Below are 22602 nucleotides of genomic sequence, written 5' to 3'. Positions count from 1 at the left end.
ATTAATAACAGCCTGACTGTCAGACTGTTTATAAGGTAAGGCGCAGATGGCGGCAGTGTCAATTCGCTATTCCTGGCAGGGGTGAAGGAATATTCCTGAATGACGGTCTGTATCATCCTGGAATATTCATCACAAATATACATTTCGGAAATTAAAGGTTATTCCTTTCGTCTTTCGCGCATTCCCTGAAACAACTCCGCCACGTCCACAAAATACTCGGTCAGATAGTTTATGCACACCTGAACCTTGAGCGGCAGTTTGTCTTTCTCGGTGTACAACGCGTACACCGGACGCGGATCGGACTGATAGCGCGGGAAGAGGATCTCCAGTACACCGCTGTTGATCTCGTTGATCACCCACATTAACGGCACATACGCGATCCCGGCGCCGGCCACCAGCCAGCGCGAGATGGTCATCGGATCGTTGGTGACGAACCGTCCTTCCGGCAGCAGTCTGGTGGAAATCCCTTCCGGGGCAATCAGCTCAAATTCATTGTCGGGGCGAACGCTGTACTCCAGCCAGGAGTGGTTGGTGAGATCGGCGGGTTTCTCCGGCACCCCGTACTGAGCCAGATAGCTTTTCGAGGCGCAGACCACCATTGGCATACTGCCCAGCCGCCGGGAGAAGAGGCTGGAGTCCTGCAATGCCCCCACGCGGATCACCACGTCCAGCCCGTCGGCAATCAAGTCCGGGGCGGGAATGCCCGTGACCAGATTGACGGTTAATCCCGGGTACTCTTTCAGCATGTCAGCGGTCATGGCGGCGAGAACATTTTGTGCCATAGTTGAAGAACAACCGATGCGCAGCGTACCGATAGGCGTGTTGTTGAAGGCGTAAAGTTGTTCGTGCACATCCTGCACTTCGAGCAGCATGCGGCGACAACCCTGATAGTAAATCTTACCCGCTTCCGTCAGCCCAATGCTGCGGGTGCTACGGTTGAGTAGCTTGACCTGCAGCTCATCTTCCAGTTTGGACACAGTCTGGCTGATGGAAGAGACGCTCATCTGAAGCTGACGTGCAGCGGCGGTAAAAGAGCCAAGTTCAACCACTTTGGCAAAGACCGACATCCGTTTTAGACGTTCCATTGTTAACTCTGGCTTAAAAGTGATTTAGATCACATATTATAGATAACAGCATAACAGTTACGTTAATATATTATTAATTACATAACGGCTGCGCCATTCTCGCCCGGCGTTTCTTGCTCTCCTGCGGTGGCGTGCGCTAAAAAAGTCTGAAGCCTGCACTCTCTCTAATCAAGGTCAACATGAGTCTGTTTCCCGTTATCGTGGTGTTCGGTTTGTCGTTCCCACCGATATTTTTCGAGCTTCTTTTGTCACTGGCGATTTTCTGGCTGGTGCGCAAGGTGCTGGTCCCCACCGGGATCTACGATTTTGTCTGGCATCCTGCATTGTTCAATACCGCGCTGTATTGCTGCCTGTTTTACCTGATATCGCGCATGTTTGTCTGAGGTTGATGTGAAAACGCTAACAAGAAAAATCTCCCGCACTGCCATCACCATGGCGCTCGTTATCCTCGCGTTCATCGCTATTTTCCGCGCCTGGGTCTATTACACTGAATCACCGTGGACGCGTGATGCCCGCTTTAGCGCTGATGTCGTGGCAATCGCCCCCGACGTGGCGGGTCTCATCACTGCGGTCAATGTCCACGATAACCAGCTGGTGAAAAAAGATCAGGTACTGTTCACCATCGACCAGCCTCGTTATCAGAAAGCGTTAGAAGAAGCCGAAGCGGATGTGGCCTATTATCAGGCGCTGGCTTCCGAGAAACGCCGTGAGGCAGGTCGCCGTAACCAACTGGGTGTTCAGGCGATGTCCCGCGAAGAGATTGACCAGTCCAATAACGTCCTGCAAACCGTGCTGCATCAGCTGGCCAAAGCGCAAGCGACGCGCGATCTTGCCCGGCTCGATCTTGAGCGCACCGTGATCCGCGCACCAGCCGATGGCTGGATCACCAACCTGAATGTTTATGCCGGGGAGTTTATCACCCGCGGCTCAACCGCCGTGGCGCTGGTTAAACAGAACTCCTTCTACGTGCTCGCCTATATGGAAGAGACCAAACTGGAAGGCGTGCGTCCGGGGTTCCGGGCTGAAATTACGCCGCTTGGCAGCAACCGAGTGCTGAAAGGCACCGTCGACAGCGTAGCCGCGGGGGTCACTAACTCCAGCAGCTCTAACGATACTAAAGGGATGGCGACGGTGGATTCCAACCTGGAATGGGTACGTCTGGCCCAGCGTGTGCCGGTGCGTATCCATCTGGATGAACAGCAGGGCAATCTGTGGCCTGCCGGGACCACAGCGACGGTGGTGATCACCGGTGAAAAAGACCGTGACGCCAGCCAGGACTCCATCTTCCGTAAAATTGCCCATCGCCTGCGCGAGTTTGGTTAATCGTTATGGGTATCTTTTCCATCGCCAGCCAGCACATTCGCTTCGCCGTTAAGCTGGCGTGTGCCATTGTGCTGGCGCTGTTTGTCGGCTTCCACTTTCAGCTGGAAACCCCCCGCTGGGCTGTACTGACGGCGGCGATTGTCGCGGCAGGGCCTGCCTTTGCTGCGGGCGGGGAACCTTACTCCGGAGCGATCCGCTACCGTGGGATGCTGCGCATCATCGGGACATTTATCGGCTGTTTCGCCGCACTGACCATCATTATATTGATGATCCGCACGCCGCTGCTGATGCTGATGGTGTGCTGTATCTGGGCGGGCTTCTGCACCTGGCTCTCGTCGCTGGTGAAAGTGGAGAACTCCTACGCCTGGGGGCTGGCCGGTTATACCGCGCTGATTATTATCATCACCATTCAAAGCGAACCGCTGCTTGCCCCACAGTTTGCCGTAGAGCGCTGCAGTGAGATTGTCATCGGTATTGTCAGTGCGATTGTCGCTGACCTGCTTTTCTCTCCTCGCTCCATTAAGCAGGAAGTGGATCGTGAACTGGATGCGCTGATTGTTGCCCAGTATCAGTTGATGCAGCTCTGTATTAAGCATGGTGACAGCGAAGAGGTGGATAAAGCCTGGAGCGCTCTGGTGCGCCGCACCACGGCGCTGGAAGGAATGCGCAGCAATCTGAACATGGAGTCTTCGCGCTGGGCACGTGCCAACCGCCGCCTTAAAGCCATCAACACCGTCTCCTTAACGCTGATTACCCAGGCGTGTGAAACCTATCTGATCCAAAACACCCGCCCGGACGCGGTAACCGATACCTTCCGCGAGCTGTTTGCGGAGCCGGTGGAAACCGTTCAGGACGTACACAAACAGCTTAAACGCATGCGCCGGGTCATTGCCTGGACCGGGGATCGTGATACGCCAGTGACGATCTATACCTGGGTCGGGGCCGCGACGCGCTACCTGTTGCTGAAACGCGGTGTGATCAGTAACACCAAAATCAGCGCGGTGGAGGAAGAGGTGCTGCAGGGTGAAGTGGTGATCAAGGCAGAATCCGCCGAACGCCATCACGCGATGGTTAACTTCTGGCGAACAACGCTTGCCTGTATGCTCGGCACGCTGTTCTGGCTGTGGACCGGCTGGACCTCCGGCAGCGGCGCGATGGTGATGATCGCCGTCGTTACCGCGCTGGCGATGCGTCTTCCGAATCCGCGCATGGTGGCCATTGATTTCCTGTTCGGCACAATTGCTGCACTGCCGATTGGCGCGTTCTATTTTCTGGTGATCATTCCCTCGACCCAGCAGAGCATGTTACTGCTCTGTATTAGCCTCGCGGTGATGGCGTTCTTTATCGGAATCGAAGTGCAAAAACGTCGGCTGGGTTCATTGGGTGCCCTGGCCAGTACGATTAACATCATTGTGTTGGATAACCCGATGACCTTCCATTTCAGCCAGTTCTTAGACAGCGCCTTAGGTCAGCTGGTGGGTTGTTTCCTGGCGATGATGGTCATTCTGCTGGTGCGGGATAACTCTCAGGCACGGACGGGCCGCGTGCTGTTGAATCAGTTTGTCTCGGCTGCCGTGTCGTCCATGACCACCAATACCGCGCGTCGCAAAGAGAACCACCTGCCGGCGCTCTATCAGCAGCTGTTTTTACTGCTGAACAAGTTCCCGGGTGACATCGCCAAGTTCCGTCTGGCCTTGACCATGATTATCGCGCACCAGCGTTTACGTAATGCCCCCGTGCCCATCAATGACGATCTGTCGGCTTTCCACCGCCAGCTGCGTCGGACGGCCGACCACGTGCTTTCCGCCTCCAGCGATGACAAACGACGTCGTTACTTTAAGCAACTGCTTGAAGAGCTGGATATCTACCAGGAGAAGCTGAAAGTCTGGGAAGCACCGCCTCAGGTGACAGAGCCGGTAGGACGGCTGGTGTTTATGCTGCATCGCTATCAGAACGCCCTTACGGATAACTGACTGAAGTAAAAAAGCCGACGCCAAAAGCGTCGGTTTTTTTGTGGCTATACTTATTCCAGCATGCTCTTACATTCAGGAAGGGAGGACACATGACAACCCAGGCGCTTCAGGACAATCACCTTTTTCAGACCGGTTATCTGGTCAACGGCATATGGAAAACGCTGGACACGACGTTTGATGTGCTGAACCCGGCTACCGGTGAGGTCATCGCCAGAGTAGCCAAAGCCGGCAAAGCAGAAACCGAAGACGCCATTGCCGCGGCGGCCAAAGCCTTCCCGGCATGGCGCGCCAAAACCGCGAAAGCGCGTTCGGCAATTCTCTACCGCTGGTACGAACTGATCATTGAGAACAAAAGCTGGCTCGGGCGTTTAATGACCACCGAACAGGGCAAGCCCCTGAAAGAAGCGGAAGGCGAGGTGGAATACGCCGCGAGTTTTATCCAGTGGTTCGCCGAAGAGGCCAAGCGCGCGAACGGCGAAATTATTCCACCGATCAAACCGGGTTCCCGCATCCTGGCGACCCGCGAGCCCATCGGCGTGGTCGCGGCGATTACGCCGTGGAACTTCCCGATGGCCATGCTCACCCGTAAATTAGGTCCGGCGCTGGCGGCAGGGTGTACCGGGGTAATCAAACCGGCAAATAACACACCTCTCAGCGCCTTCGCGCTGCTTACGCTGGCAAAACAGGCCGGTGTACCGGATGGGGTACTCAACGCCGTAGCCGGGAATACGCATGAAATCAGTGACGCGATTATGGCGAGCCATGAGGTGCGGAAAATCTCCTTTACCGGCTCGACTTCTGTCGGCAAAACGCTGGTGCGTAACGCCGCAGAAACCATGAAGAAAGTGTCGATGGAGCTGGGAGGCAATGCGCCGTATATCGTCTTTGAAGATGCGGATATTGAGGCTGCCGTTAAAGGGGCTATCGCCAATAAATTCCGCAATGCCGGGCAGGTCTGCGTCAGCGTTAACCGTTTCTATATTCAGGAAACCGTCTACGACAAATTTGTGAATAAGCTTGCCGATGCGGTGAAGGCCCTGAAGGTCGGGAATGGTCTGGAAGAGGGCGTCATCGTGGGGCCGCTGATCGAATCCTCCGCCGTCGATAAGGTGCGTGAACACGTTGAAGATGCCGTGGCCCGGGGCGCGACCGTTCTGGCGGGCGGTAAACCCCATTCGCTTGGCGGCAATTTCTGGATGCCAACTGTCCTGGGCGATTGCCATGAAGGCATGAAACTGGCTGAAGAAGAGACGTTTGGCCCGGTTGCGGCCTGCTTCCGTTTTACCTCGGAAGATGAGGTTATCCAGCGTGCCAACAACACGCCATATGGCCTGGCGGCTTACTTCTATACCCAAAATCTGGCACGTGTCTTCCGCGTGTCGCAGGCCATCGAAAGCGGGATGATAGGAATTAACGAATGTGCCGTCTCCACAGAGCTGGGGCCGTTTGGTGGGGTAAAAGAGTCTGGCCTTGGGCGTGAAGGGTCCGTGCTCGGGCTGGAAGAGTATCTGGAAGTCAAAACCCTGCATATTGGGGGATTATAATAATCAGGGCGGCGCAGGCCGCTCGCCTGGACTGGGTGACTGGCAATGAAAACCTATACCTTTGATTTTGACGAGATCGACAGTCAGGATGACTTCTATCGTGAATTTATCCGGGTGTTTGATCTTGAACGGGAAAGCGTCACCAATCTGGACACGCTGTGGGACGTGGTGACCGGCAGCCTGCTGCCGTTACCGCTGGAAATTGAGTTTATCCATCTGCCTGAAAAGTTGCGCAGACGGTTTGGCGCACTCATTTTGCTGTTTGATGAAGCGGAAGAAGAGCTGGAAGGGCAGCTACGCTTCAACGCGCGCCATTGATCAAGCCATAAAAAAGCCCCTGACCAGAAGGCCAGGGGCAAGTCGTATGATGAGATACGACGAGGGTTTATTTATACAGTTGAGCCGTTGCATGCCAGTGGTCACCTTGGTTCAGCTCGGTGACGCGATAGCTGCTGGCGCCTGCTTTTTCAGCTTTAGCGGCCAGTGCCTGACGGATATCCATTGGAGAGCCGGTAACGGACGTCACAGACACACTCCCCATAGACTGCAGATTCTGCGCCTGATCAGCGTTCACTTGCTGTACGGCTGCACTTGCGCCGAAAGAGAGAACGGATGCCAGACCGAGGGTTGCGATGATGAATTTGGTTTTCATAGTTTTTGCTCCTGAATAGGGTTTTTGCTCAACGGCGAGAAGGGTTGAACTGCTATTTTTATGCCTGGTGCCGTTGAGTAGAGATTTTGGTCTTCAGTTATTACTAAAACTTATTTGTACAGCTCAGCGGTGGCGTGCCAGTGGTCACCTGAACGCGCTTCAATGATGCGATAAGATGACGCACCTTGTTCTTCCGCTTTTTTGTTCAGCATCTCATGCATGTCCATTGGAGACGTGCCGATTGCGCCGACGGAAACCGTACCGATTGCCTGGCGGGATTGTGCCTGCTCGGCATTGATAGCGTCAGCGGCGAAAGCACCGAATGACAGGACAGACAGGACGCTGAGCGCCGCTACAGTAGTTTTGATTTTCATGATTCTTTACCTCGTCGAATTTTTAGTGGGGTCTTTGTTTCGTGACCCTCATCACAAAATCAAGTATACACTAATAACGGTAAAAATTAATACCAGACTAATTGTTTCTGTTGTTATTACGTATTAACTAACCTGTTTTTTATAACCTAATGGCATAAAATTGTGCGTTTATTGTTCAATCTGTGGCTGTATATCTAAGAAAATCATATGGATATTAGCTTTTGATTTTTTGTGCGATTTTTTGATTTATCATTCACCAAGTGAATGTTAATGGGCGGTAAAAAGCACTATTTGTTAAAGTAAAGGGCGGGATAAAACAGGGGGAAACGCGGCAGAAGCAGAATGATCCCCGCAGCAGGACGCCACGGGGAGGGTAATCAGAGTTCCTGCTCGAACAGGTCCAGAATCGCTTCGTAGAGATCTTTCACTGAGAAGCCATTGGCGGGGGTAGTGAAGATGGTATCGTCACCCGCAATCGTCCCAAGGATGCCTTTGGGCTTACCCAGCGAGTCCAGCATACGTGCAATCAACTGTGCAGCACCCGGGCTGGTATGGATCACGACAACGGCATCGTTGTAATCGATATCGAGAACCAGATTCTTCAACGGGCTGGAGGTGGTTGGCACGCCAAGTTCTGCAGGCAGGCAGTAGACCATCTCCATTTTGGCGTTACGCGTACGTACCGCACCAAATTTGGTTAACATGCGGGAGACTTTCGACTGGTTGATGTTATCGAAGCCTTGTTCCTGTAAAGCCTGAACAATTTCTCCCTGAGAACTGAATATCTCTTCTTTGAGTAGCGCTTTAAACGCCTTCACTAAATCTTCTTGCTTAGACGAGCTTCGCATAAGTCACCCGGAATATGACGAAAGAAACAACATTATTATGCATGTGGATGAATTTTTATGCAAATTATCTGCCAGCGGTTAGGCTGAAATAATGTTATGAAAGGGAGTGATTTTATCAGATTTCGTTATCAGAAAACATGCCTGGGTCACGGCAAGCAAATAAGCTTAAAAGTAAATTAAATGTTATCAAAATGATGTTGTTTTGGTGGCGTGGCAGGGTGTATTGTAACCCCCTCTTAATTCGTTGTCGTCTGTCGTCAGATAGCCTTCTGGTGAGAGATAAAGTCGCGCGACCTCAAATTATTTAGTGACGAAAATTGTAATTAATTACCTGCTGAATTATGGTCGCCGCAACGGAGTTACAGATACTTAAGTTAACCATAATAAGGAGTTTAGGATGAAAGTCGCAGTCCTCGGCGCTGCTGGTGGTATCGGCCAGGCGCTTGCCCTACTACTGAAAACCCAACTGCCTTCAGGCTCAGAACTCTCCCTGTACGATATTGCTCCGGTAACCCCAGGTGTGGCGGTTGACCTGAGCCACATCCCGACAGCTGTGAAAATCAAAGGCTTCTCCGGTGAAGATGCTCGTCCTGCCCTGCAGGGCGCGGACGTGGTGCTGATCTCCGCTGGCGTGGCGCGTAAGCCAGGCATGGATCGTTCAGACCTGTTCAACGTCAACGCGGGTATTGTGAAAAACCTGGTGCAGCAGATTGCTGAAACCTGCCCGAAAGCGTGCATTGGTATCATCACTAACCCGGTGAACACCACGGTCGCTATCGCGGCAGAAGTGCTGAAAAAAGCCGGTGTTTACGATAAGAACAAACTGTTCGGCGTAACCACGCTGGACATCATCCGTTCCAACACCTTTGTGGCTGAACTGAAAGGCAAACAGCCTTCAGAAGTTGAAGTGCCGGTTATCGGCGGTCACTCTGGTGTCACCATTCTGCCTCTGCTGTCGCAGATCCCTGGTGTTAGCTTCACCGAGCAGGAAGTGGCTGACCTGACCAAACGCATCCAGAACGCGGGCACCGAAGTGGTGGAAGCGAAGGCGGGTGGCGGTTCTGCAACCCTGTCTATGGGTCAGGCGGCGGCACGTTTTGGTCTGTCACTGGTTCGTGCACTGCAGGGCGAGAAAGGCGTTGTTGAATGCGCGTATGTTGAAGGCGACGGAGAACACGCTCGTTTCTTCTCTCAGCCGCTGCTGCTGGGTAAAAACGGTATCGAAGAACATCAGCCGATTGGCAAGCTGAGCGCGTTTGAACAGAACGCGATGGAAGGCATGCTGGATACGCTGAAGAAAGATATCACTCTGGGCGAAGAGTTCGTTAACAAGTAAAACGGATGTCCCCATAGGCCGGGCCGTCATGCCGCCCGGCAAAAAAAACGGAGCAATGCGCTCCGTTTTTTTATGCCTGTCAGTTGGTGGCCGGGTATTCCTGAATCGTCACCTGCAGCGTCAGCTTCTTATCGTTACGCATGACTTCAACCGGGATGATAGAGCCAGGACGGATCTCCGCAACCTGATCCATGGTCTCCAGCGCCGATACCGCTGGTATGCCGTTGACCGACACGATGACATCATTAACCTGAATTCCCGCGTTAGCCGCCGGGCCGCCAGGCGACACTTCGTTGACCACGATGCCCTGAATCTGATCGATACCGCCGCCCTGCGAATGCATAGGCGCAATTTCACGACCGCCAATACCAATATAACCGCGGATCACACGGCCATCGCGGATCAGCTTATCCATGATCTTGGTCGCCAGCTGGAAGGGAATGGCGAACCCAATCCCTTCCGGCGTCTCACCGTCATTGCTCTTATCGAACGAGAGGGTATTGATACCCATCAGTTCGCCCAGCGAGTTGACCAGCGCACCGCCGGAGTTACCGTGGTTGATGGACGCATCGGTTTGCAGGAAGTTCTGCCGTCCCGACGGGTTGAGGCCAATGCGACCGGTGGCGCTGATAATCCCCTGCGTGATCGTCTGGCCCAGGTTATAAGGGTTACCGATAGCCAGCACGACGTCGCCAATATGAGGGGTTCGTTTACGGTTGATAGGAATAACCGGTAAACCGCCCGTGGCGTTGATCTTCAAAACAGCCAGGTCAGTCAGGCTATCCGAGCCCACCAGCAGGGCCTCAAACACGCGGCCATCCTGCAGGGCAACGATGATCTGGTCGGCATCGTTAATCACGTGTTTGTTGGTAATGATGTAGCCGCGCTCGTCCATAATTACCCCGGAACCGAGAGTGCGGATCTCCAGCTGGTTATGGGCTGAGCTATTGAGGCCACGGTTATAAACGTTAACCACGGCAGGCGCGGCACGGCGAACGGCCTGGTTGTAGGTCGCAGGCGTTTCATCCGCACTGTCGAACTGAGGCGCCGACAGCTTATTGAACTGGCGTAAAGACGGCATGACGACCAGCAGCAGGCCGGCAACAATCAAACCGATGACAATTGAACGAAAGAGCTTTAAAAGCATGATGCGCGTGTCGTTAATAAAGGAACGATTTGCAGCATAACATGAGTTATCCGGACATCACACGCAGCGGTGATGTCCGGAATCGCAAATGCTTAGCGCAACAGAATATAGATAGACTCGTTGCCGCGCATAACCTGCAGGGCAATGACCGCCGGTTTGCTTTCCAGCACCTTGCGCAGTTCTGCGATGGATTGCACGCGATTGCGGTTCACGCCGATGATCACATCATCCTGATGCAATCCGGCCTGCGCGGCAGGGCTGCTCTTCTCGACGGTATCGACGCTAATCCCTTTCGTCCCGTCTTTCAGCTGCCCATCGCTCAGCGTTGCCCCTTGCAGCGCCGGGGCGATAAGCTCCGCGCTGGCAGAGGATGAGGTGCTCTTATCAAGCGTCACTTCGACATCCAGCGGCTTACCATCACGAATCAGGCCTAACTTCACTTTGGCACCCGGTTCGGTGGTGGCAATACGCGAGCGCAGTTCCGCAAAGCTGCTCAGCGGTTTATCGTTCAGGCTGACAATCACATCGCCCGACTTCACGCCAGCTTTTGCCGAGCCGGAGTTTGGCAGCACTTCACTGACAAACGCACCGCGCTGCACATTGATGTTGAACGCTTTCGCGATGTCAGCGCTCATCTCCATCCCTTTGATGCCCAACAGCCCGCGTTTGACCTCACCGAACTGAATGAGCTGCTGCGCCAGCGTTTTGGCCATATTGCTGGGGATAGCAAAACCGATGCCGATACTGCCGCCGCCCGGCGCCAGGATAGCGGTGTTAATCCCAATCAGCTCGCCGTTGAGATTGAGCAATGCCCCGCCGGAGTTCCCGCGGTTAATTGAGGCGTCGGTCTGGATAAAGTTTTCCAGGCCTTCCAGATTCAGACCGCTGCGACCCAGCGCCGAGATTATCCCGGAGGTGGCGGTTTGCCCTAAACCAAACGGATTCCCCACGGCGACAGCAAAATCACCAACACGCAGTTTATCGGAGTCCGCAATGGCAATCTGAGTCAAATTGCTCGGGTTTTGCACCTGCAGCAGCGCGATGTCGCTCTGGTCATCGCCGCCAATCAGTTTGGCCTCAAACTCACGCCCATCGTTCAGCTGTACGCTGATTTTATCGGCCTGACTGATAACATGATTGTTGGTCAGAATATAACCTTTGGCCGCATCAATAATGACGCCAGAACCCAGACCTTCAAAAGGCTGCGCCTGCTGGTCGGGCGACTCATCGCCAAAATATTTTTTCAGTTCTTCAGGTACGCGTTGATTTTGTAATGCCGTGCCTTCTACCTGCACGCTCACTACCGCAGGCAGAACTTTTTCCAGCATTGGCGCAAGGCTTGGAATTGCCGCCTGGCCGGGTACCTGGGAAGGCAGGGCGGCAGATGCAGGGAAGGACGCCGAGAGAGATAACCCGACACTTAACGCTATAGCGCTCAACAGCTGGTTTTTTTTCTTCATCGATGCTGACTCTCGTAACCTGGAATAAAGGAAAAACGGCCCTAAAACACGTTGATGTTATTGAATTTTAAACCGCTGAACAATGAAGTGCTTACTCAATAATAGCTGGGGTCATGAAGAAAGGACGGGCGCAATAGCAGCGCCCGTAAAATAAATTCAGGTTGTGCGATTAATCGCGTTTTGCACCGCCGCGCAGCAGGCCAGACGCGCCATCTGAATAGTCGCGTGGCATCTGAACAGGGGCCTGATCGTTACCGGCTTCAGAGTCGGCCAGACGGTTACGGAATGGATTGGATTCCGCGGTCATTTCTGGCAGCAGGCTGCTGGAGCTTTTTGCCATATGTTGATAGAGCTGACGATAGTCGGTCGCCATGTTGTCCAGCAGCTCGGCGCTACGGGCAAAGTGGCTGACCAGCTCTTCACGATACTCTTCCAGTTCGGCTTTGTTCTTTTCCAGTTCGTACTGCAGTGACTGCTGCTGACGCAATTTGCGATTACCGAAACGCATGGCCACAGCACCAATGACGATGCCGACGACTAAACCGATTAGCGCATATTCCCAGGTCATGAACTTCTCCCGTTGTCTTGTTGTTCCGTAGGGTGTTGGCTCGGCTCCTGCCTGTGCCTGATATTGCCACTATAACCGCTATTTCCGCAGAAGTGGAATCCTGACGTATCATCGCGTAGTGTAGAACGGCCTTTTTTTCATCAGTCACGTCTGCTGGTGAGTATTATTTGAAGGAATAACAATACGTTTATGCAAAACCTGTCCCCTGCATCGCGATACCAACTTGCCCTAAATGAGGGTACACATCAGCCGGATGACGTTCAGCGTGAAGCGGTGAATCGTCTGGATACGATTTATCAGGAGCTCACGGCAAAACCTGCAGAGGGTGAACAGAGCGGTGGGTTGAAGGCGGCTCTGGGGCGGTTGCTCGGAAAAAAAGAGCCACAGACTCATGCGCCGGTGCGCGGTTTGTATATGTGGGGCGGCGTCGGGCGCGGGAAAACCTGGCTGATGGACCTCTTTTATCTGAGCCTGCCGGGTACCCGTAAGCAGCGTCTGCATTTCCACCGCTTTATGCTGCGGGTTCACGAAGAGCTGACGGCACTGCAGGGCAAAAGCGATCCGCTGGAGATTGTGGCCGACAGGTTCAAGGCGGAAACGGACGTACTCTGTTTTGACGAGTTTTTTGTCTCCGATATTACCGACGCCATGCTGCTGGGTGGCCTGATGAAAGCGCTGTTCGCGCGCGGGATAACGCTGGTGGCGACCTCGAATATCCCGCCGGATGAGCTTTACCGCAATGGCCTGCAGCGCGCGCGTTTCCTGCCCGCTATTGATGCCATCAAACAGCACTGCGACATCATGAATGTTGATGCCGGGGTGGATTACCGCCTGCGTACCTTAACTCAGGCGCATCTGTGGCTCTCTCCCTTAAACGATGAGACCACGCAGCAGATGGATAAACTGTGGCTGGCGCTGGCGGGGGCAAAACGGGCTCATGCCCCTGAGCTCGAGATTAACCATCGCCCGCTGCAAACCCTGGGTGTCGAAAATCAAACCCTGGCCGTCTCCTTTGCAACGCTCTGTGTGGATGCCCGCAGCCAGCATGACTACATCGCGCTCTCGCGCCTGTTCCATACCGTGATGCTGCTCAACGTGCCGGTCATGACGCCGCTGATGGAAAGCGAAGCGCGCCGCTTCATTGCGCTGGTCGATGAGTTCTATGAACGTCACGTGAAGCTTGTGGTCAGCGCCGAGGTACCTTTATATGAGGTGTATAAAGGCGAGCGGCTGAAGTTTGAGTTCCAGCGCTGTCTGTCGCGCCTGCAGGAGATGCAAAGCGAGGAGTATCTTAAGCTTCAGCATATGCCATAAATGCGACCTTCTCCCTGTGGGAGAGGGGCTGGGGGTGAGGGCGGCAGACCGCAAAAACCTTACCCCCGAAAAACCCGCCTCGAATCACATTTAAGGGTCGATCTTTGACCTCAACTTCTCTATAATCTTGCGACCCCACGTTACGAGAAGGTTTTTTTCCCGAAACTTTCTATGTGTCGGCATTAGCTATTCGAAGGGGTAGGTTTGCCGGACTTTGTCGTGTGAACCTCAACTGACTAAACGTTTGGGTGTTCACCAACGTGTAACTTATTATTTGGGTAAGCTTTTAATGAAAACTTTTACAGCTAAACCAGAAACCGTACAGCGCGACTGGTATGTTGTTGACGCGACCGGTAAAACTCTGGGCCGTCTGGCTACTGAACTGGCTCGTCGCCTGCGCGGTAAGCATAAAGCGGAATACACTCCGCACGTTGATACGGGTGATTACATCATCGTTCTGAACGCAGATAAAGTTGCTGTAACCGGCAACAAGCGTACAGACAAAATGTACTACCATCACACTGGCCACATCGGTGGTATCAAAGAAGCGACCTTTGAAGAGATGATTGCTCGCCGTCCTGAGCGTGTGATTGAAATCGCGGTTAAAGGCATGCTGCCAAAAGGCCCGCTGGGTCGTGCTATGTTCCGTAAACTGAAAGTTTACGCAGGTAACGAGCACAACCACGCGGCACAGCAACCGCAAGTTCTTGACATCTAATCGGGATTATAGGCAATGGCTGAAAATCAATACTACGGCACTGGTCGCCGCAAAAGTTCCGCAGCTCGCGTGTTCATCAAACCGGGCAGTGGTAAAATCGTAATCAACCAACGTTCTCTGGAACAGTACTTCGGTCGTGAAACTGCCCGCATGGTAGTTCGCCAGCCGCTGGAACTGGTTGATATGGTAGAAAAACTGGATCTGTACATCACCGTTAAAGGTGGTGGTATCTCCGGTCAGGCAGGTGCGATCCGTCACGGTATCACCCGCGCTCTGATGGAGTACGACGAATCCCTGCGTTCTGAACTGCGTAAAGCTGGCTTCGTTACTCGTGACGCTCGTCAGGTTGAACGTAAGAAAGTGGGTCTGCGTAAAGCACGTCGTCGTCCACAGTTCTCCAAACGTTAATCCTTTTCTGCTTACGCAGAAACGATTGGCGAAAAACCCGCTTCGGCGGGTTTTTTTTTATGGATAATGTGCAGGTTATCCACAGCATCACTGCATATATCTTCTCTTTTTCCACATTTCCAGAATCCCCTCACCACAAAGCCATCAAAATCTGGTAAACTATCATCCAATTTTCTGCCCAAATATCGGTGAATACTCGTTTTTTGTTCGATTCTTGAACAATGTGTTTTCTCTGGGATGGGCGATACAACATCTGGCTGGCCCTGTTTGGGCTGGTAGCAGTAAAAATTCTGAATATACCTGGAGGTTTTCATGGCTGTCGCTGCCAACAAACGTTCGGTAATGACGCTGTTTTCTGGTCCTACTGACATTTATAGCCATCAGGTTCGTATCGTGCTGGCCGAGAAGGGTGTCAGTTTTGAGATCGAGCATGTGGAAAAGGATAACCCGCCTCAGGATCTGATCGATCTCAACCCGAGCCAAAGCGTACCGACGCTGGTGGATCGCGAGCTGACCCTGTGGGAATCCCGTATCATTATGGAATATCTGGATGAGCGTTTCCCGCATCCACCACTGATGCCTGTTTACCCTGTTGCACGTGGTGAAAGCCGCCTGTACATGCAGCGTATCGAAAAAGACTGGTACACGCTGATGAACGTTATCGTCAACGGTTCCTCTTCTGAAGCAGACGCTGCACGCAAGCAACTGCGTGAAGAGCTGCTGGCGATTGCCCCTGTGTTTGGTCAGAAACCATTCTTCCTGAGCGATGAGTTCAGCCTGGTAGATTGCTACCTGGCGCCGTTGCTGTGGCGTCTGCCAACCCTGGGCGTAGAGTTCAGCGGTCCGGGCGCGAAAGAGCTGAAGGGCTACATGACTCGCGTATTTGAACGCGATTCTTTCCTGGCATCTTTAACTGAACCGGAACGTGAAATGCGTCTCGGCCGAGGCTAATGACTGTGGAAATGTCACAACTTACCCCACGCCGTCCGTATCTGCTGCGCGCCTTCTATGAATGGCTGCTGGATAACCAGCTCACGCCGCACCTGGTTGTGGATGTGACGTTGCCGGGCGTGCAGGTTCCTATGGAATATGCACGTGACGGGCAGATCGTACTGAACATCGCGCCGCGCGCGGTGGGTAACCTTGAACTGGCCAACGACGAAGTGCGCTTTAACGCGCGTTTCGGCGGTGTGCCGCGTCAGGTTTCTGTACCGCTGGCTGCGGTGCTGGCGATTTATGCGCGTGAAAACGGTGCAGGCACTATGTTTGAGCCGGAAGCGGCTTATGACGAGGATGTTGTCGGCCTGAATGACGAAAACGGCGCTTCGGAAAACGAAAGCGAAACGCTGATGTCGGTCATTGAGGGTGACAAGCCCGATCACAATGACGATCCTGATGACGATCCGCCGCCGCGCGGAGGCCGTCCGGCACTGCGCGTTGTGAAGTAGTAAAAGCATTTTTATCGACTATCCAGTTAGTTATTCAGACTAGCTGGATTTTTTTATGTCTTTTTATGTCAAAACGTTTAATAAAGTAAATTATATACATCCCTTCTTTTTTGCTTGCCCCCACCGTTCGGATAATTTCAAGCTATATCTCCGCTGAATATAATATGTCGTTTTAAAGCTATATACACTCTTATAAATAAATATCACTTATTGATAACGTTATTCTAAATCCATAAATTAATTTTTCTAAATTGCTTGTATTTATAAAGATTATATTATCTACGCATGCTCTCAAGCATGACGATAAACAGTATGGGGTAAATTTATTTATCCCTGCTGTATTTAATATTGCAATTACTCATATGTTAAGGAATAACAAGTGAAAAAGGTTTTACTCGCTACTGCGCTCTCTCTGTGTGTGACATCCGCTTTTGCGGCTAACCCGACTGCCGTTCTGAAAGTCAAAGGTACGCTGACTAATTCAGCCTGTACGCCTCAGTTAAGCAACGGCGGAACGGTTGACTACGGCACAGTTAGTTTGGGTGGTTTAAGCTCAACGGCAGTTAACCAGCTGGGCCAGAAAGACATCGATCTGACTATTACCTGCACCGCAGCAACAAAAGTGTCCTGGAATATGATTGACGATCGCGCTGATTCTAACGCGAAACTCACCGTTGAGAATGGCATGTTTGGTGGTGGTTCTAATTCGTCTGAAAGCCAGACTTACGGTGTAGGTAAAACAACAGGTACAACACCAGTGAACATCGGAACATACTCGCTGTTCGTTAAAACTGACAGCGTAATGGCTGACGGCGCTAAAGTTGACCCAATTTACCAGCAGAATGCTACCGGTAACTGGTCAAAGAGCACCAACGGTACAACTCAGGGCGATAACTATCGTGATTTCACCGTTGCGACTGTTGGCACCCTGGCTCCACTGGCGTTCCAGACCGCAACCTTCCCACTGGTGACCTCTCTGGCGATCCAGGATACCACCACGCTGGCGATCACTGATGACACCCAGCTTGATGGTCAGGTGACTATCAGCCTGCGTTATCTGTAAGACTTTTAATCGAGTAAACGTAATTTAATTAACCGGAGAGTAAATGCGCTGCATTTACTCTCTTTTTAACGGCGCGATAAACATGGACTGTTCTGTTGTTGCTTTCAAGGAGATATTATTATGCATTGTTTAAAATCCACTTTATTTAACACGCTTATTACTGCCGCGTTATTATCTGCCAGTGTTGCTGTACATGCAGAAGGCATGGTGCCTGAAACCAGTCTGTTAATCATTGATGAAGCAACGCACAGTGGAACCATTAACGTCAAGAATACCGATTCGCATCCTTCACTTTTATATACGAATGTTGTTGACCTGCCGGACGATACCGGTCTTAAGCTTATTGCAACGCAGCCGGTGGTACGTCTTGAGCCAGGTCAGACGCAGCAGCTGCGCTTTATTCTTCAGAACAAACAGCCATTGGATGTAGAGCATTATAAACGCGTCACATTCGACGGTATTCCGCCTAAAAACGATGATAAAAAAATAAAGATCGGCATTAACATTCGCCAGGATATCCCCGTGCTTATTCGTCCGGCATCCCTGGGAGTGGTCACTGATGCCTGGAAGTTCCTGAAGTGGTCCTCAAACGGCACGTCCGTCACCGTGAACAATCCCAGCAAATATGTGGTCCGTCTTGGGCAGAACGTGATGCTGCTGCCTTCAGGGATGAGTGCCTCTCTGTCCAAAACCTACATTCTTCCTGGCGAAACGCTAACGGCTGATATGAGTAAGAAAGTCAGTGGTGACAGCAGCGTTAAGTTTTTCCCGGCCAGCCGTTATGGCGTTGAGGTCCCGAGCTTTACGTCGGAATTAAATAAATAAAATAGGGATATGACGGTGAGTAAACAAAGCCGCCTTGCACTTTGTGTCCGCGCCATTCTTTGCGGCACATTACCTCTGGTGTTACTTGATTCAACATCCGTACTGGCGAGGGAGGTCACCTTCGACACGGGGATAATGCAAACGCTGGGGTTGAATAAAGATCTCAACCATTACTTCGCAGAAGCACCGCGCTTTTTACCCGGAACCCACTCCGTTTCGGTGAAGGTCAACGGGAAAGAGCGAGGAATGGCTGCAGTTCGTTTCAATAAAGATGGCATGCTTTGCTTTGATAACGATCTCATGGAGTTTGCTGGGCTGATGCCTGTGTCAATAAAGTCCGGTGAGGAGTGTCATGATATTCGGGATAACTATCCTAAAGCCGTCATCAACGCCTTGCCTAACCAGGAGGCCGTTGAACTCTATCTGCCAGCTGAAGCGGTGAACAGTCTGTCGTCGGATATCAAAAACTTCCAGCATGGCGGAACGGCGGCGCTGCTGAACTATTCATTGTTCAGCACCCATAACGACTATGGTGACAATGACAGCAGCCGCTACTCTCAGGCCAGCCTGGAAGCCGGATTCAACACGATGGACTGGGCGCTGCGCAGCCGTTATATCCTGACGGATGACGACGGTAGCCGAAATGCCGAAAGCATTTACACCTATGCAGAGCATGTTTTTACCGCGCAAAAAATGACGATGCAGGTGGGTGAAATCAACGCCATGTCCAACGTGTTGAGCGGGGTGCCGATTACCGGCGTTCAGTTTATGCCGACCAGCGGTCTGGCGAGAGCAAGCTCTGGCGTGAGCGTTTCCGGTATTGCCCAGTCTTCCCAGGCACGTGTCGAAATCCGCCAGAACGGTCAACTGGTCTTCAGTACCCTTGTGCCAGCCGGCCCCTTCACGCTGGATGACGTGCCCGTGGTTCGCAACAATGTGGATCTGGACGTCTCAGTGGTGGAATCCGACGGCGCAACTAACCGTTTCATCGTTCCGGCGTCTCAGGTAAGGGCGCGCAACCTTTCACGCCCGCAGGGTCTAACCCTTTCTGTAGGTCAGGTGCGCAGCATCGACAGCGACTATAACGATCCGCTGGTGATGAACATCTCTGACGGCTGGCGTGTCTCTCCGTGGATGAATCTCCTGGCTTCAGGTGCCGCTGCGGAAAACTATCAGGCGGCAGGCGGCAGGACAGAGTTCCTGGTAAGCGATGACTGGACCCTTTCAACGGGTGCGGCAGTCAGCAATGCGAGCTTTGGTGACAGCAGCAGCGGGGTAAAAACCGAGCTGCAAAGTGATTACATCCTGAACGAGTACGTCGGTCTTTCAGGCAGTGCGACGCATTACAGCGGAGAGTATCGCGAACTGGCTGATGCGATGGACGATGATTATCAGGGATATGACAACACCTATTCCGGCAACGTTCGTTTCTCCTCCCCTCTGGCGGGGGTGTTTAGCGCAGGGTTCAACTACAACCAGACCAGCGGTGACGGTGAAGATTCACGTTACCTCTTGCTGTCATGGGGCAAGACCTTTACGTACGCGTCAGTATCCATGAACTGGCAAAGTGCGGTCGGTAATGTCGATGACGATCAGGACAATGAGATGTTCTACGTCAACGTGAGCATCCCGCTCGGCGGCAGTCAGTCCATCAGTACCTATATGCGTAAACAGGGTGATAGCACCTCCTATGGCGCGTCTAACAGCGGCTCGCTGGGAGACAATACGAACTATTACATCTCAGCCGATCGCGATCAGGATTCGAAAGACAACAGCTTCAACGGCAACATCAACACTAACCTGCGCTATACGCAACTGAGCGTGGGGGGCGGAACCAGTGGGGATAATCAGCGGAACTACAATGCGACATTGTCGGGTGGCGTGGCCATGCATAAAGAGGGTGTGACTTTCTCGCCGTATACGATTCAGGACACCTTCGCGATTGCCAGACTGAGCGAGAAGAAGAGCGGCGTTGAAATCTCCACTCCGCAAGGTACCGTCTGGACCGATCCATGGGGCCAGGCCGTGGTACCTTCACTCAACGAATGGCATAACTCCCGCATAGAAATTGATGCTAATAAGCTGCCGCAGAGTATGACGCTGGCTAACGGCACGAAATATATTGCCGCAGGCCATGCCTCGGTCAGCGAGATTGATTTCAAAGTACTTAACAGCCGCCGCGTCATGCTAAGCGTTAAGCAGGCTGACGGTCAGCCCCTGAGTAAAGGGATCTCGATTGTTGATGAGAAAGGTAACTATATCGTGACCACGGTTGATGATGGCCACGTCTTTATTAACGATGCCGATCAGCTGAGCGCGCTCTACGCGCTAGACGGTGACAATAACCGACTGTGTAAGATTGATTACACCCTGGCTGATAAGCGTGACGAAAATGCCTTCTATGAAGAAGTGAACGGAGTCTGCCGATGAACAGTCGACACTTATCGGGCTTAGTGGCCTTGCTGATGCTCGGTGTGACAGGAATAACCCATGCTGAAGATTGCCAGCTCAGCCTCTCACAGCCGGTGGTGGATTATCATGAGATGCGCCGGGATACGATCGAAACGACGCAGCAGGACTGGCATAAAATGGCCGATCGCGACATCACGGTAAATGTTTTTTGCCCTCAGTCTCAGCAGATGGCGGTGATACTGCGCGGTACAGCGGGAGATAAGGGGCGGTTTCTTTTTGGGCAGTCCGGCGGTGTCGCAGTCAAAATTGACAACATGACCGTCGATGGCAAAAGTTACACCGTGGGTAAAACGGTCGATCAGCTGAATTTTACGCCGGAAAACGGTACACCGACGCCGTTCTATCTGCGTAATAACGAGGCGGTGATTGCGCTTGAGAATAACCAGGTCCCTTCCGGCCAGCAGATGAGTTTCAACGTAACGCTCTCACCGGTTCTCAACGAAAGCGCGTTCAGCCATCTGACAGATCAAACTACGCTGGAAAGTGATTTGACCTGGAGCTTATTGACGAAGTAACCCTTCTTTTTGCGGCACCACAGAAAAGCGGAGCTGCAGGGGGAAAATCAACGGCGGTTAACCGCATAAAAAAAGCCGGATGGTATTTGCCATCCGGCTTATTTCTTACACTTCCAGGTAGTTCAGAATACCGTCAGCGGCTTTACGGCCTTCGGCAATCGCGGTAACGACCAGGTCGGAACCGCGAACGATATCACCGCCAGCAAAGATTTTCGGGTTGCTGGTCTGGAACGCGTTTTCGTTGCCTTCCGGCGCAATAACACGACCCTGAGAGTCCAGCTCTACACTGTGCTTCGCCAGCCACTCCATGCTGTGAGGACGGAAACCGAACGCCATTACTACGGCATCGGCCGGGATCACATGCTCGGAGCCTGCCACGATCTCTGCGCGACGACGACCTTTCGCATCCGGCGCACCCATCTCAGTGCGCGCCATTTTCACGCCGCTCACTTTGCCGTTGGCATTCACTTCAATACCCAGAGGCTGGATGTTGAACTGGAATTCCACGCCCTCTTCACGCGCGTTTTTCACTTCGCGTTTAGAGCCCGGCATGTTCTCTTCGTCACGACGATAGGCGCAGATCACGTGTGCCGCATTCTGGCGAATGGAGGTACGCACGCAGTCCATCGCGGTATCACCCCCGCCCAGCACCACCACGCGTTTGCCTTCCATGCTGACATACGGCTCATCGGCGGTTTCGCCATAGCCCATGATCTGTTTGGTATTGGCAATCAGGAACGGCAGTGCGTCGAATACGCCCGGCGCATCTTCGTTTTCCAGACCACCGCGCATGGACTGATAGGTTCCCACGCCCAGGAAGACGGCGTCGTAATCCTTCAGCAGGTCGTCGAGCTGCACGTCGCGACCCACTTCCACGTTCAGTTTGAACTCAATGCCCATACCGGTGAAGATTTCACGGCGGCGGGTCATGACCTCTTTTTCCAGCTTAAAGGCCGGAATACCGAAGGTCAGCAGACCGCCGATTTCCGGATGGCGGTCAAAGACCACGGCCTTCACGCCGTTACGGGTCAGTACGTCCGCACAGGCCAGGCCCGCCGGGCCCGCACCGATGATCGCCACACGCTTGTCGGTTTGCTTCACGCCGGTCATATCCGGACGCCAGCCCATTTCGAAGGCTTTATCGTTGATATAGCGTTCGATATTACCGATGGTCACCGCGCCAAATTCGTCGTTCAGCGTACAGGAACCTTCACACAGACGGTCCTGAGGACACACGCGGCCGCACACTTCCGGCAGGGTGTTTGTCTGGTGAGACAGCTCGGCAGCTTCAAAAATACGTCCTTCGTTGGCCAGTTTCAGCCAGTTCGGGATGTAGTTATGGACCGGACATTTCCATTCGCAGTAAGGGTTACCGCAGGACAGGCAGCGGTCTGCCTGTGCTTTGGCCTGGCCTTCTGAAAACGGCTCATAGATTTCTACAAATTCAATTTTACGGATCTTCAGCGGTTTCTTTGGCGGATCAACACGCTGCAGGTCGATAAACTGGTATACGTTCTGGCTCATCTGAA

General features: G+C 52.8%; 24 protein-coding genes. 15 read left to right on the top strand and 9 right to left on the bottom strand.

What is annotated here, in order from left to right; all coding sequences use genetic code 11:
• Positions 1-158 precede the first annotated feature (158 nt).
• Positions 159-1085 carry an HTH-type transcriptional activator AaeR gene (gene aaeR / locus AB6731_RS16800; protein WP_014171854.1) on the bottom strand — a complete coding sequence of 309 codons (927 nt, stop codon included), beginning with the start codon at positions 1083-1085 and terminating at the stop codon, positions 159-161.
• Positions 1086-1264: 179 nt separating this feature from the next.
• Between aaeR and aaeX the strand changes: the two genes are divergently transcribed.
• The 5 genes from aaeX to AB6731_RS16775 all read left to right on the top strand — a co-directional run bounded on the left by aaeX (position 1265) and on the right by AB6731_RS16775 (position 6243).
• On the top strand, positions 1265-1468 hold the full coding sequence (gene aaeX, locus AB6731_RS16795; protein ID WP_003860416.1) for a p-hydroxybenzoic acid efflux pump operon protein AaeX: 204 nt from the start codon (positions 1265-1267) through the stop codon (positions 1466-1468).
• Between the two features lie 7 nt (positions 1469-1475).
• Positions 1476-2408, top strand: coding sequence for a p-hydroxybenzoic acid efflux pump subunit AaeA (gene aaeA, locus AB6731_RS16790; RefSeq protein ID WP_020883509.1), 933 nt, complete (start codon positions 1476-1478; stop codon positions 2406-2408).
• Positions 2409-2413: 5 nt separating this feature from the next.
• Positions 2414-4381 carry a p-hydroxybenzoic acid efflux pump subunit AaeB gene (aaeB, locus tag AB6731_RS16785; RefSeq protein WP_014171852.1) on the top strand — a complete coding sequence of 656 codons (1968 nt, stop codon included), beginning with the start codon at positions 2414-2416 and terminating at the stop codon, positions 4379-4381.
• A gap of 89 nt (positions 4382-4470) precedes the next feature.
• Entirely contained in the window at positions 4471-5925 is a 1455-nt protein-coding gene (locus tag AB6731_RS16780; RefSeq protein ID WP_025202906.1) for an NAD-dependent succinate-semialdehyde dehydrogenase, read from the top strand.
• A 45-nt stretch (positions 5926-5970) separates the two neighbouring features.
• Positions 5971-6243, top strand: coding sequence for a barstar family protein (locus tag AB6731_RS16775; RefSeq protein WP_014171850.1), 273 nt, complete (start codon positions 5971-5973; stop codon positions 6241-6243).
• 67 nt (positions 6244-6310) lie between these two features.
• Here AB6731_RS16775 and yhcN (AB6731_RS16770) read toward each other — a convergent pair whose 3' ends face one another.
• From yhcN (AB6731_RS16770) to argR, 3 genes are all read right to left on the bottom strand, one after another.
• Positions 6311-6577, bottom strand: coding sequence for a peroxide/acid stress response protein YhcN (yhcN, locus tag AB6731_RS16770; RefSeq protein ID WP_014171849.1), 267 nt, complete (start codon positions 6575-6577; stop codon positions 6311-6313).
• A 110-nt stretch (positions 6578-6687) separates the two neighbouring features.
• The gene (gene yhcN, locus AB6731_RS16765; RefSeq protein WP_014171848.1) at positions 6688-6951 is read right to left on the bottom strand and encodes a peroxide/acid stress response protein YhcN; all 264 of its coding nucleotides are present in this window, start codon (positions 6949-6951) and stop codon (positions 6688-6690) included.
• A gap of 377 nt (positions 6952-7328) precedes the next feature.
• On the bottom strand, positions 7329-7799 hold the full coding sequence (argR, locus tag AB6731_RS16760) for a transcriptional regulator ArgR (protein ID WP_014171847.1): 471 nt from the start codon (positions 7797-7799) through the stop codon (positions 7329-7331).
• A 397-nt stretch (positions 7800-8196) separates the two neighbouring features.
• On the opposite strand from argR, the gene mdh reads away from it, so the two are divergent.
• Complete coding sequence (gene mdh / locus AB6731_RS16755; RefSeq protein ID WP_014171846.1) at positions 8197-9135, top strand: malate dehydrogenase; 939 nt, start codon at positions 8197-8199, stop codon at positions 9133-9135.
• 79 nt (positions 9136-9214) lie between these two features.
• On the opposite strand, the gene degS is transcribed toward mdh, so the two are convergent.
• The 3 genes from degS to zapG all read right to left on the bottom strand — a co-directional run bounded on the left by degS (position 9215) and on the right by zapG (position 12310).
• Positions 9215-10282, bottom strand: a complete 1068-nt coding sequence (gene degS / locus AB6731_RS16750) for an outer membrane-stress sensor serine endopeptidase DegS (protein WP_014171845.1) — start codon at positions 10280-10282, stop codon at positions 9215-9217.
• A gap of 92 nt (positions 10283-10374) precedes the next feature.
• Positions 10375-11742, bottom strand: a complete 1368-nt coding sequence (gene degQ / locus AB6731_RS16745; RefSeq protein ID WP_014171844.1) for a serine endoprotease DegQ — start codon at positions 11740-11742, stop codon at positions 10375-10377.
• A gap of 169 nt (positions 11743-11911) precedes the next feature.
• Positions 11912-12310, bottom strand: coding sequence for a Z-ring associated protein ZapG (gene zapG / locus AB6731_RS16740; protein WP_014171843.1), 399 nt, complete (start codon positions 12308-12310; stop codon positions 11912-11914).
• Positions 12311-12499: 189 nt separating this feature from the next.
• Here zapG and zapE point away from each other — a divergent pair, with 189 nt between their 5' ends.
• From zapE to rpsI, 3 genes are all read left to right on the top strand, one after another.
• On the top strand, positions 12500-13624 hold the full coding sequence (gene zapE / locus AB6731_RS16735; protein WP_040018734.1) for a cell division protein ZapE: 1125 nt from the start codon (positions 12500-12502) through the stop codon (positions 13622-13624).
• A gap of 289 nt (positions 13625-13913) precedes the next feature.
• Positions 13914-14342: a 50S ribosomal protein L13 gene (rplM, locus tag AB6731_RS16730; RefSeq protein ID WP_003860434.1), complete on the top strand. Its 429-nt coding sequence runs from the start codon at positions 13914-13916 to the stop codon at positions 14340-14342.
• 15 nt (positions 14343-14357) lie between these two features.
• Positions 14358-14750, top strand: coding sequence for a 30S ribosomal protein S9 (rpsI, locus tag AB6731_RS16725; RefSeq protein ID WP_003860436.1), 393 nt, complete (start codon positions 14358-14360; stop codon positions 14748-14750).
• Positions 14751-14761: 11 nt separating this feature from the next.
• Here rpsI and AB6731_RS16720 read toward each other — a convergent pair whose 3' ends face one another.
• The gene (locus AB6731_RS16720) at positions 14762-15064 is read right to left on the bottom strand and encodes a hypothetical protein (protein ID WP_136342246.1); all 303 of its coding nucleotides are present in this window, start codon (positions 15062-15064) and stop codon (positions 14762-14764) included.
• On the opposite strand from AB6731_RS16720, the gene sspA reads away from it, so the two are divergent.
• From sspA to AB6731_RS16690, 6 genes are all read left to right on the top strand, one after another.
• Positions 15063-15701, top strand: coding sequence for a stringent starvation protein SspA (gene sspA / locus AB6731_RS16715; protein WP_014071978.1), 639 nt, complete (start codon positions 15063-15065; stop codon positions 15699-15701). The genes AB6731_RS16720 and sspA overlap by 2 nt on opposite strands.
• A gap of 5 nt (positions 15702-15706) precedes the next feature.
• Positions 15707-16198 (top strand): ClpXP protease specificity-enhancing factor, encoded by a 492-nt coding sequence (gene sspB / locus AB6731_RS16710; RefSeq protein ID WP_025202910.1) that lies wholly within the window; start codon positions 15707-15709, stop codon positions 16196-16198.
• A 379-nt stretch (positions 16199-16577) separates the two neighbouring features.
• Positions 16578-17261 carry a DUF1120 domain-containing protein gene (locus AB6731_RS16705; RefSeq protein WP_020883513.1) on the top strand — a complete coding sequence of 228 codons (684 nt, stop codon included), beginning with the start codon at positions 16578-16580 and terminating at the stop codon, positions 17259-17261.
• A gap of 120 nt (positions 17262-17381) precedes the next feature.
• On the top strand, positions 17382-18086 hold the full coding sequence (locus AB6731_RS16700; RefSeq protein WP_371006578.1) for a fimbria/pilus chaperone family protein: 705 nt from the start codon (positions 17382-17384) through the stop codon (positions 18084-18086).
• 9 nt (positions 18087-18095) lie between these two features.
• Entirely contained in the window at positions 18096-20516 is a 2421-nt protein-coding gene (locus tag AB6731_RS16695; RefSeq protein ID WP_020883514.1) for a fimbrial biogenesis outer membrane usher protein, read from the top strand.
• On the top strand, positions 20513-21073 hold the full coding sequence (locus AB6731_RS16690; RefSeq protein WP_014171836.1) for a membrane protein: 561 nt from the start codon (positions 20513-20515) through the stop codon (positions 21071-21073). The genes AB6731_RS16695 and AB6731_RS16690 overlap by 4 nt, the downstream gene beginning before the upstream one ends.
• 105 nt (positions 21074-21178) lie before the next feature.
• Here AB6731_RS16690 and AB6731_RS16685 read toward each other — a convergent pair whose 3' ends face one another.
• Positions 21179-22597, bottom strand: coding sequence for a glutamate synthase small subunit (locus AB6731_RS16685; protein ID WP_014171835.1), 1419 nt, complete (start codon positions 22595-22597; stop codon positions 21179-21181).
• Positions 22598-22602: the final 5 nt, after the last annotated feature.

This window comes from Enterobacter sp. RCC_40 (assembly GCF_041360735.1).
Lineage (GTDB): Bacteria > Pseudomonadota > Gammaproteobacteria > Enterobacterales > Enterobacteriaceae > Enterobacter > Enterobacter ludwigii.
Note: the sequence above shows the minus strand (reverse complement) of the source record. Positions and strands in the feature narration are given on the sequence as shown.

Coding starts and splice junctions, on each gene's coding strand:
- zapE (WP_040018734.1), top strand. CDS start 12,500: ATGCAAAACCTGTCCCCTGCATCGCGATACCAACTTGCCCTAAATGAG.
- sspA (WP_014071978.1), top strand. CDS start 15,063: ATGGCTGTCGCTGCCAACAAACGTTCGGTAATGACGCTGTTTTCTGGT.
- AB6731_RS16700 (WP_371006578.1), top strand. CDS start 17,382: ATGCATTGTTTAAAATCCACTTTATTTAACACGCTTATTACTGCCGCG.
- degS (WP_014171845.1), bottom strand. CDS start 10,282: ATGCTTTTAAAGCTCTTTCGTTCAATTGTCATCGGTTTGATTGTTGCC.
- aaeX (WP_003860416.1), top strand. CDS start 1,265: ATGAGTCTGTTTCCCGTTATCGTGGTGTTCGGTTTGTCGTTCCCACCG.
- rplM (WP_003860434.1), top strand. CDS start 13,914: ATGAAAACTTTTACAGCTAAACCAGAAACCGTACAGCGCGACTGGTAT.
- AB6731_RS16685 (WP_014171835.1), bottom strand. CDS start 22,597: ATGAGCCAGAACGTATACCAGTTTATCGACCTGCAGCGTGTTGATCCG.
- rpsI (WP_003860436.1), top strand. CDS start 14,358: ATGGCTGAAAATCAATACTACGGCACTGGTCGCCGCAAAAGTTCCGCA.
- AB6731_RS16775 (WP_014171850.1), top strand. CDS start 5,971: ATGAAAACCTATACCTTTGATTTTGACGAGATCGACAGTCAGGATGAC.
- degQ (WP_014171844.1), bottom strand. CDS start 11,742: ATGAAGAAAAAAAACCAGCTGTTGAGCGCTATAGCGTTAAGTGTCGGG.
- zapG (WP_014171843.1), bottom strand. CDS start 12,310: ATGACCTGGGAATATGCGCTAATCGGTTTAGTCGTCGGCATCGTCATT.
- AB6731_RS16690 (WP_014171836.1), top strand. CDS start 20,513: ATGAACAGTCGACACTTATCGGGCTTAGTGGCCTTGCTGATGCTCGGT.
- argR (WP_014171847.1), bottom strand. CDS start 7,799: ATGCGAAGCTCGTCTAAGCAAGAAGATTTAGTGAAGGCGTTTAAAGCG.
- AB6731_RS16695 (WP_020883514.1), top strand. CDS start 18,096: ATGACGGTGAGTAAACAAAGCCGCCTTGCACTTTGTGTCCGCGCCATT.
- AB6731_RS16780 (WP_025202906.1), top strand. CDS start 4,471: ATGACAACCCAGGCGCTTCAGGACAATCACCTTTTTCAGACCGGTTAT.
- aaeR (WP_014171854.1), bottom strand. CDS start 1,085: ATGGAACGTCTAAAACGGATGTCGGTCTTTGCCAAAGTGGTTGAACTT.
- yhcN (WP_014171848.1), bottom strand. CDS start 6,951: ATGAAAATCAAAACTACTGTAGCGGCGCTCAGCGTCCTGTCTGTCCTG.
- yhcN (WP_014171849.1), bottom strand. CDS start 6,577: ATGAAAACCAAATTCATCATCGCAACCCTCGGTCTGGCATCCGTTCTC.
- aaeB (WP_014171852.1), top strand. CDS start 2,414: ATGGGTATCTTTTCCATCGCCAGCCAGCACATTCGCTTCGCCGTTAAG.
- mdh (WP_014171846.1), top strand. CDS start 8,197: ATGAAAGTCGCAGTCCTCGGCGCTGCTGGTGGTATCGGCCAGGCGCTT.
- AB6731_RS16720 (WP_136342246.1), bottom strand. CDS start 15,064: ATGAAAACCTCCAGGTATATTCAGAATTTTTACTGCTACCAGCCCAAA.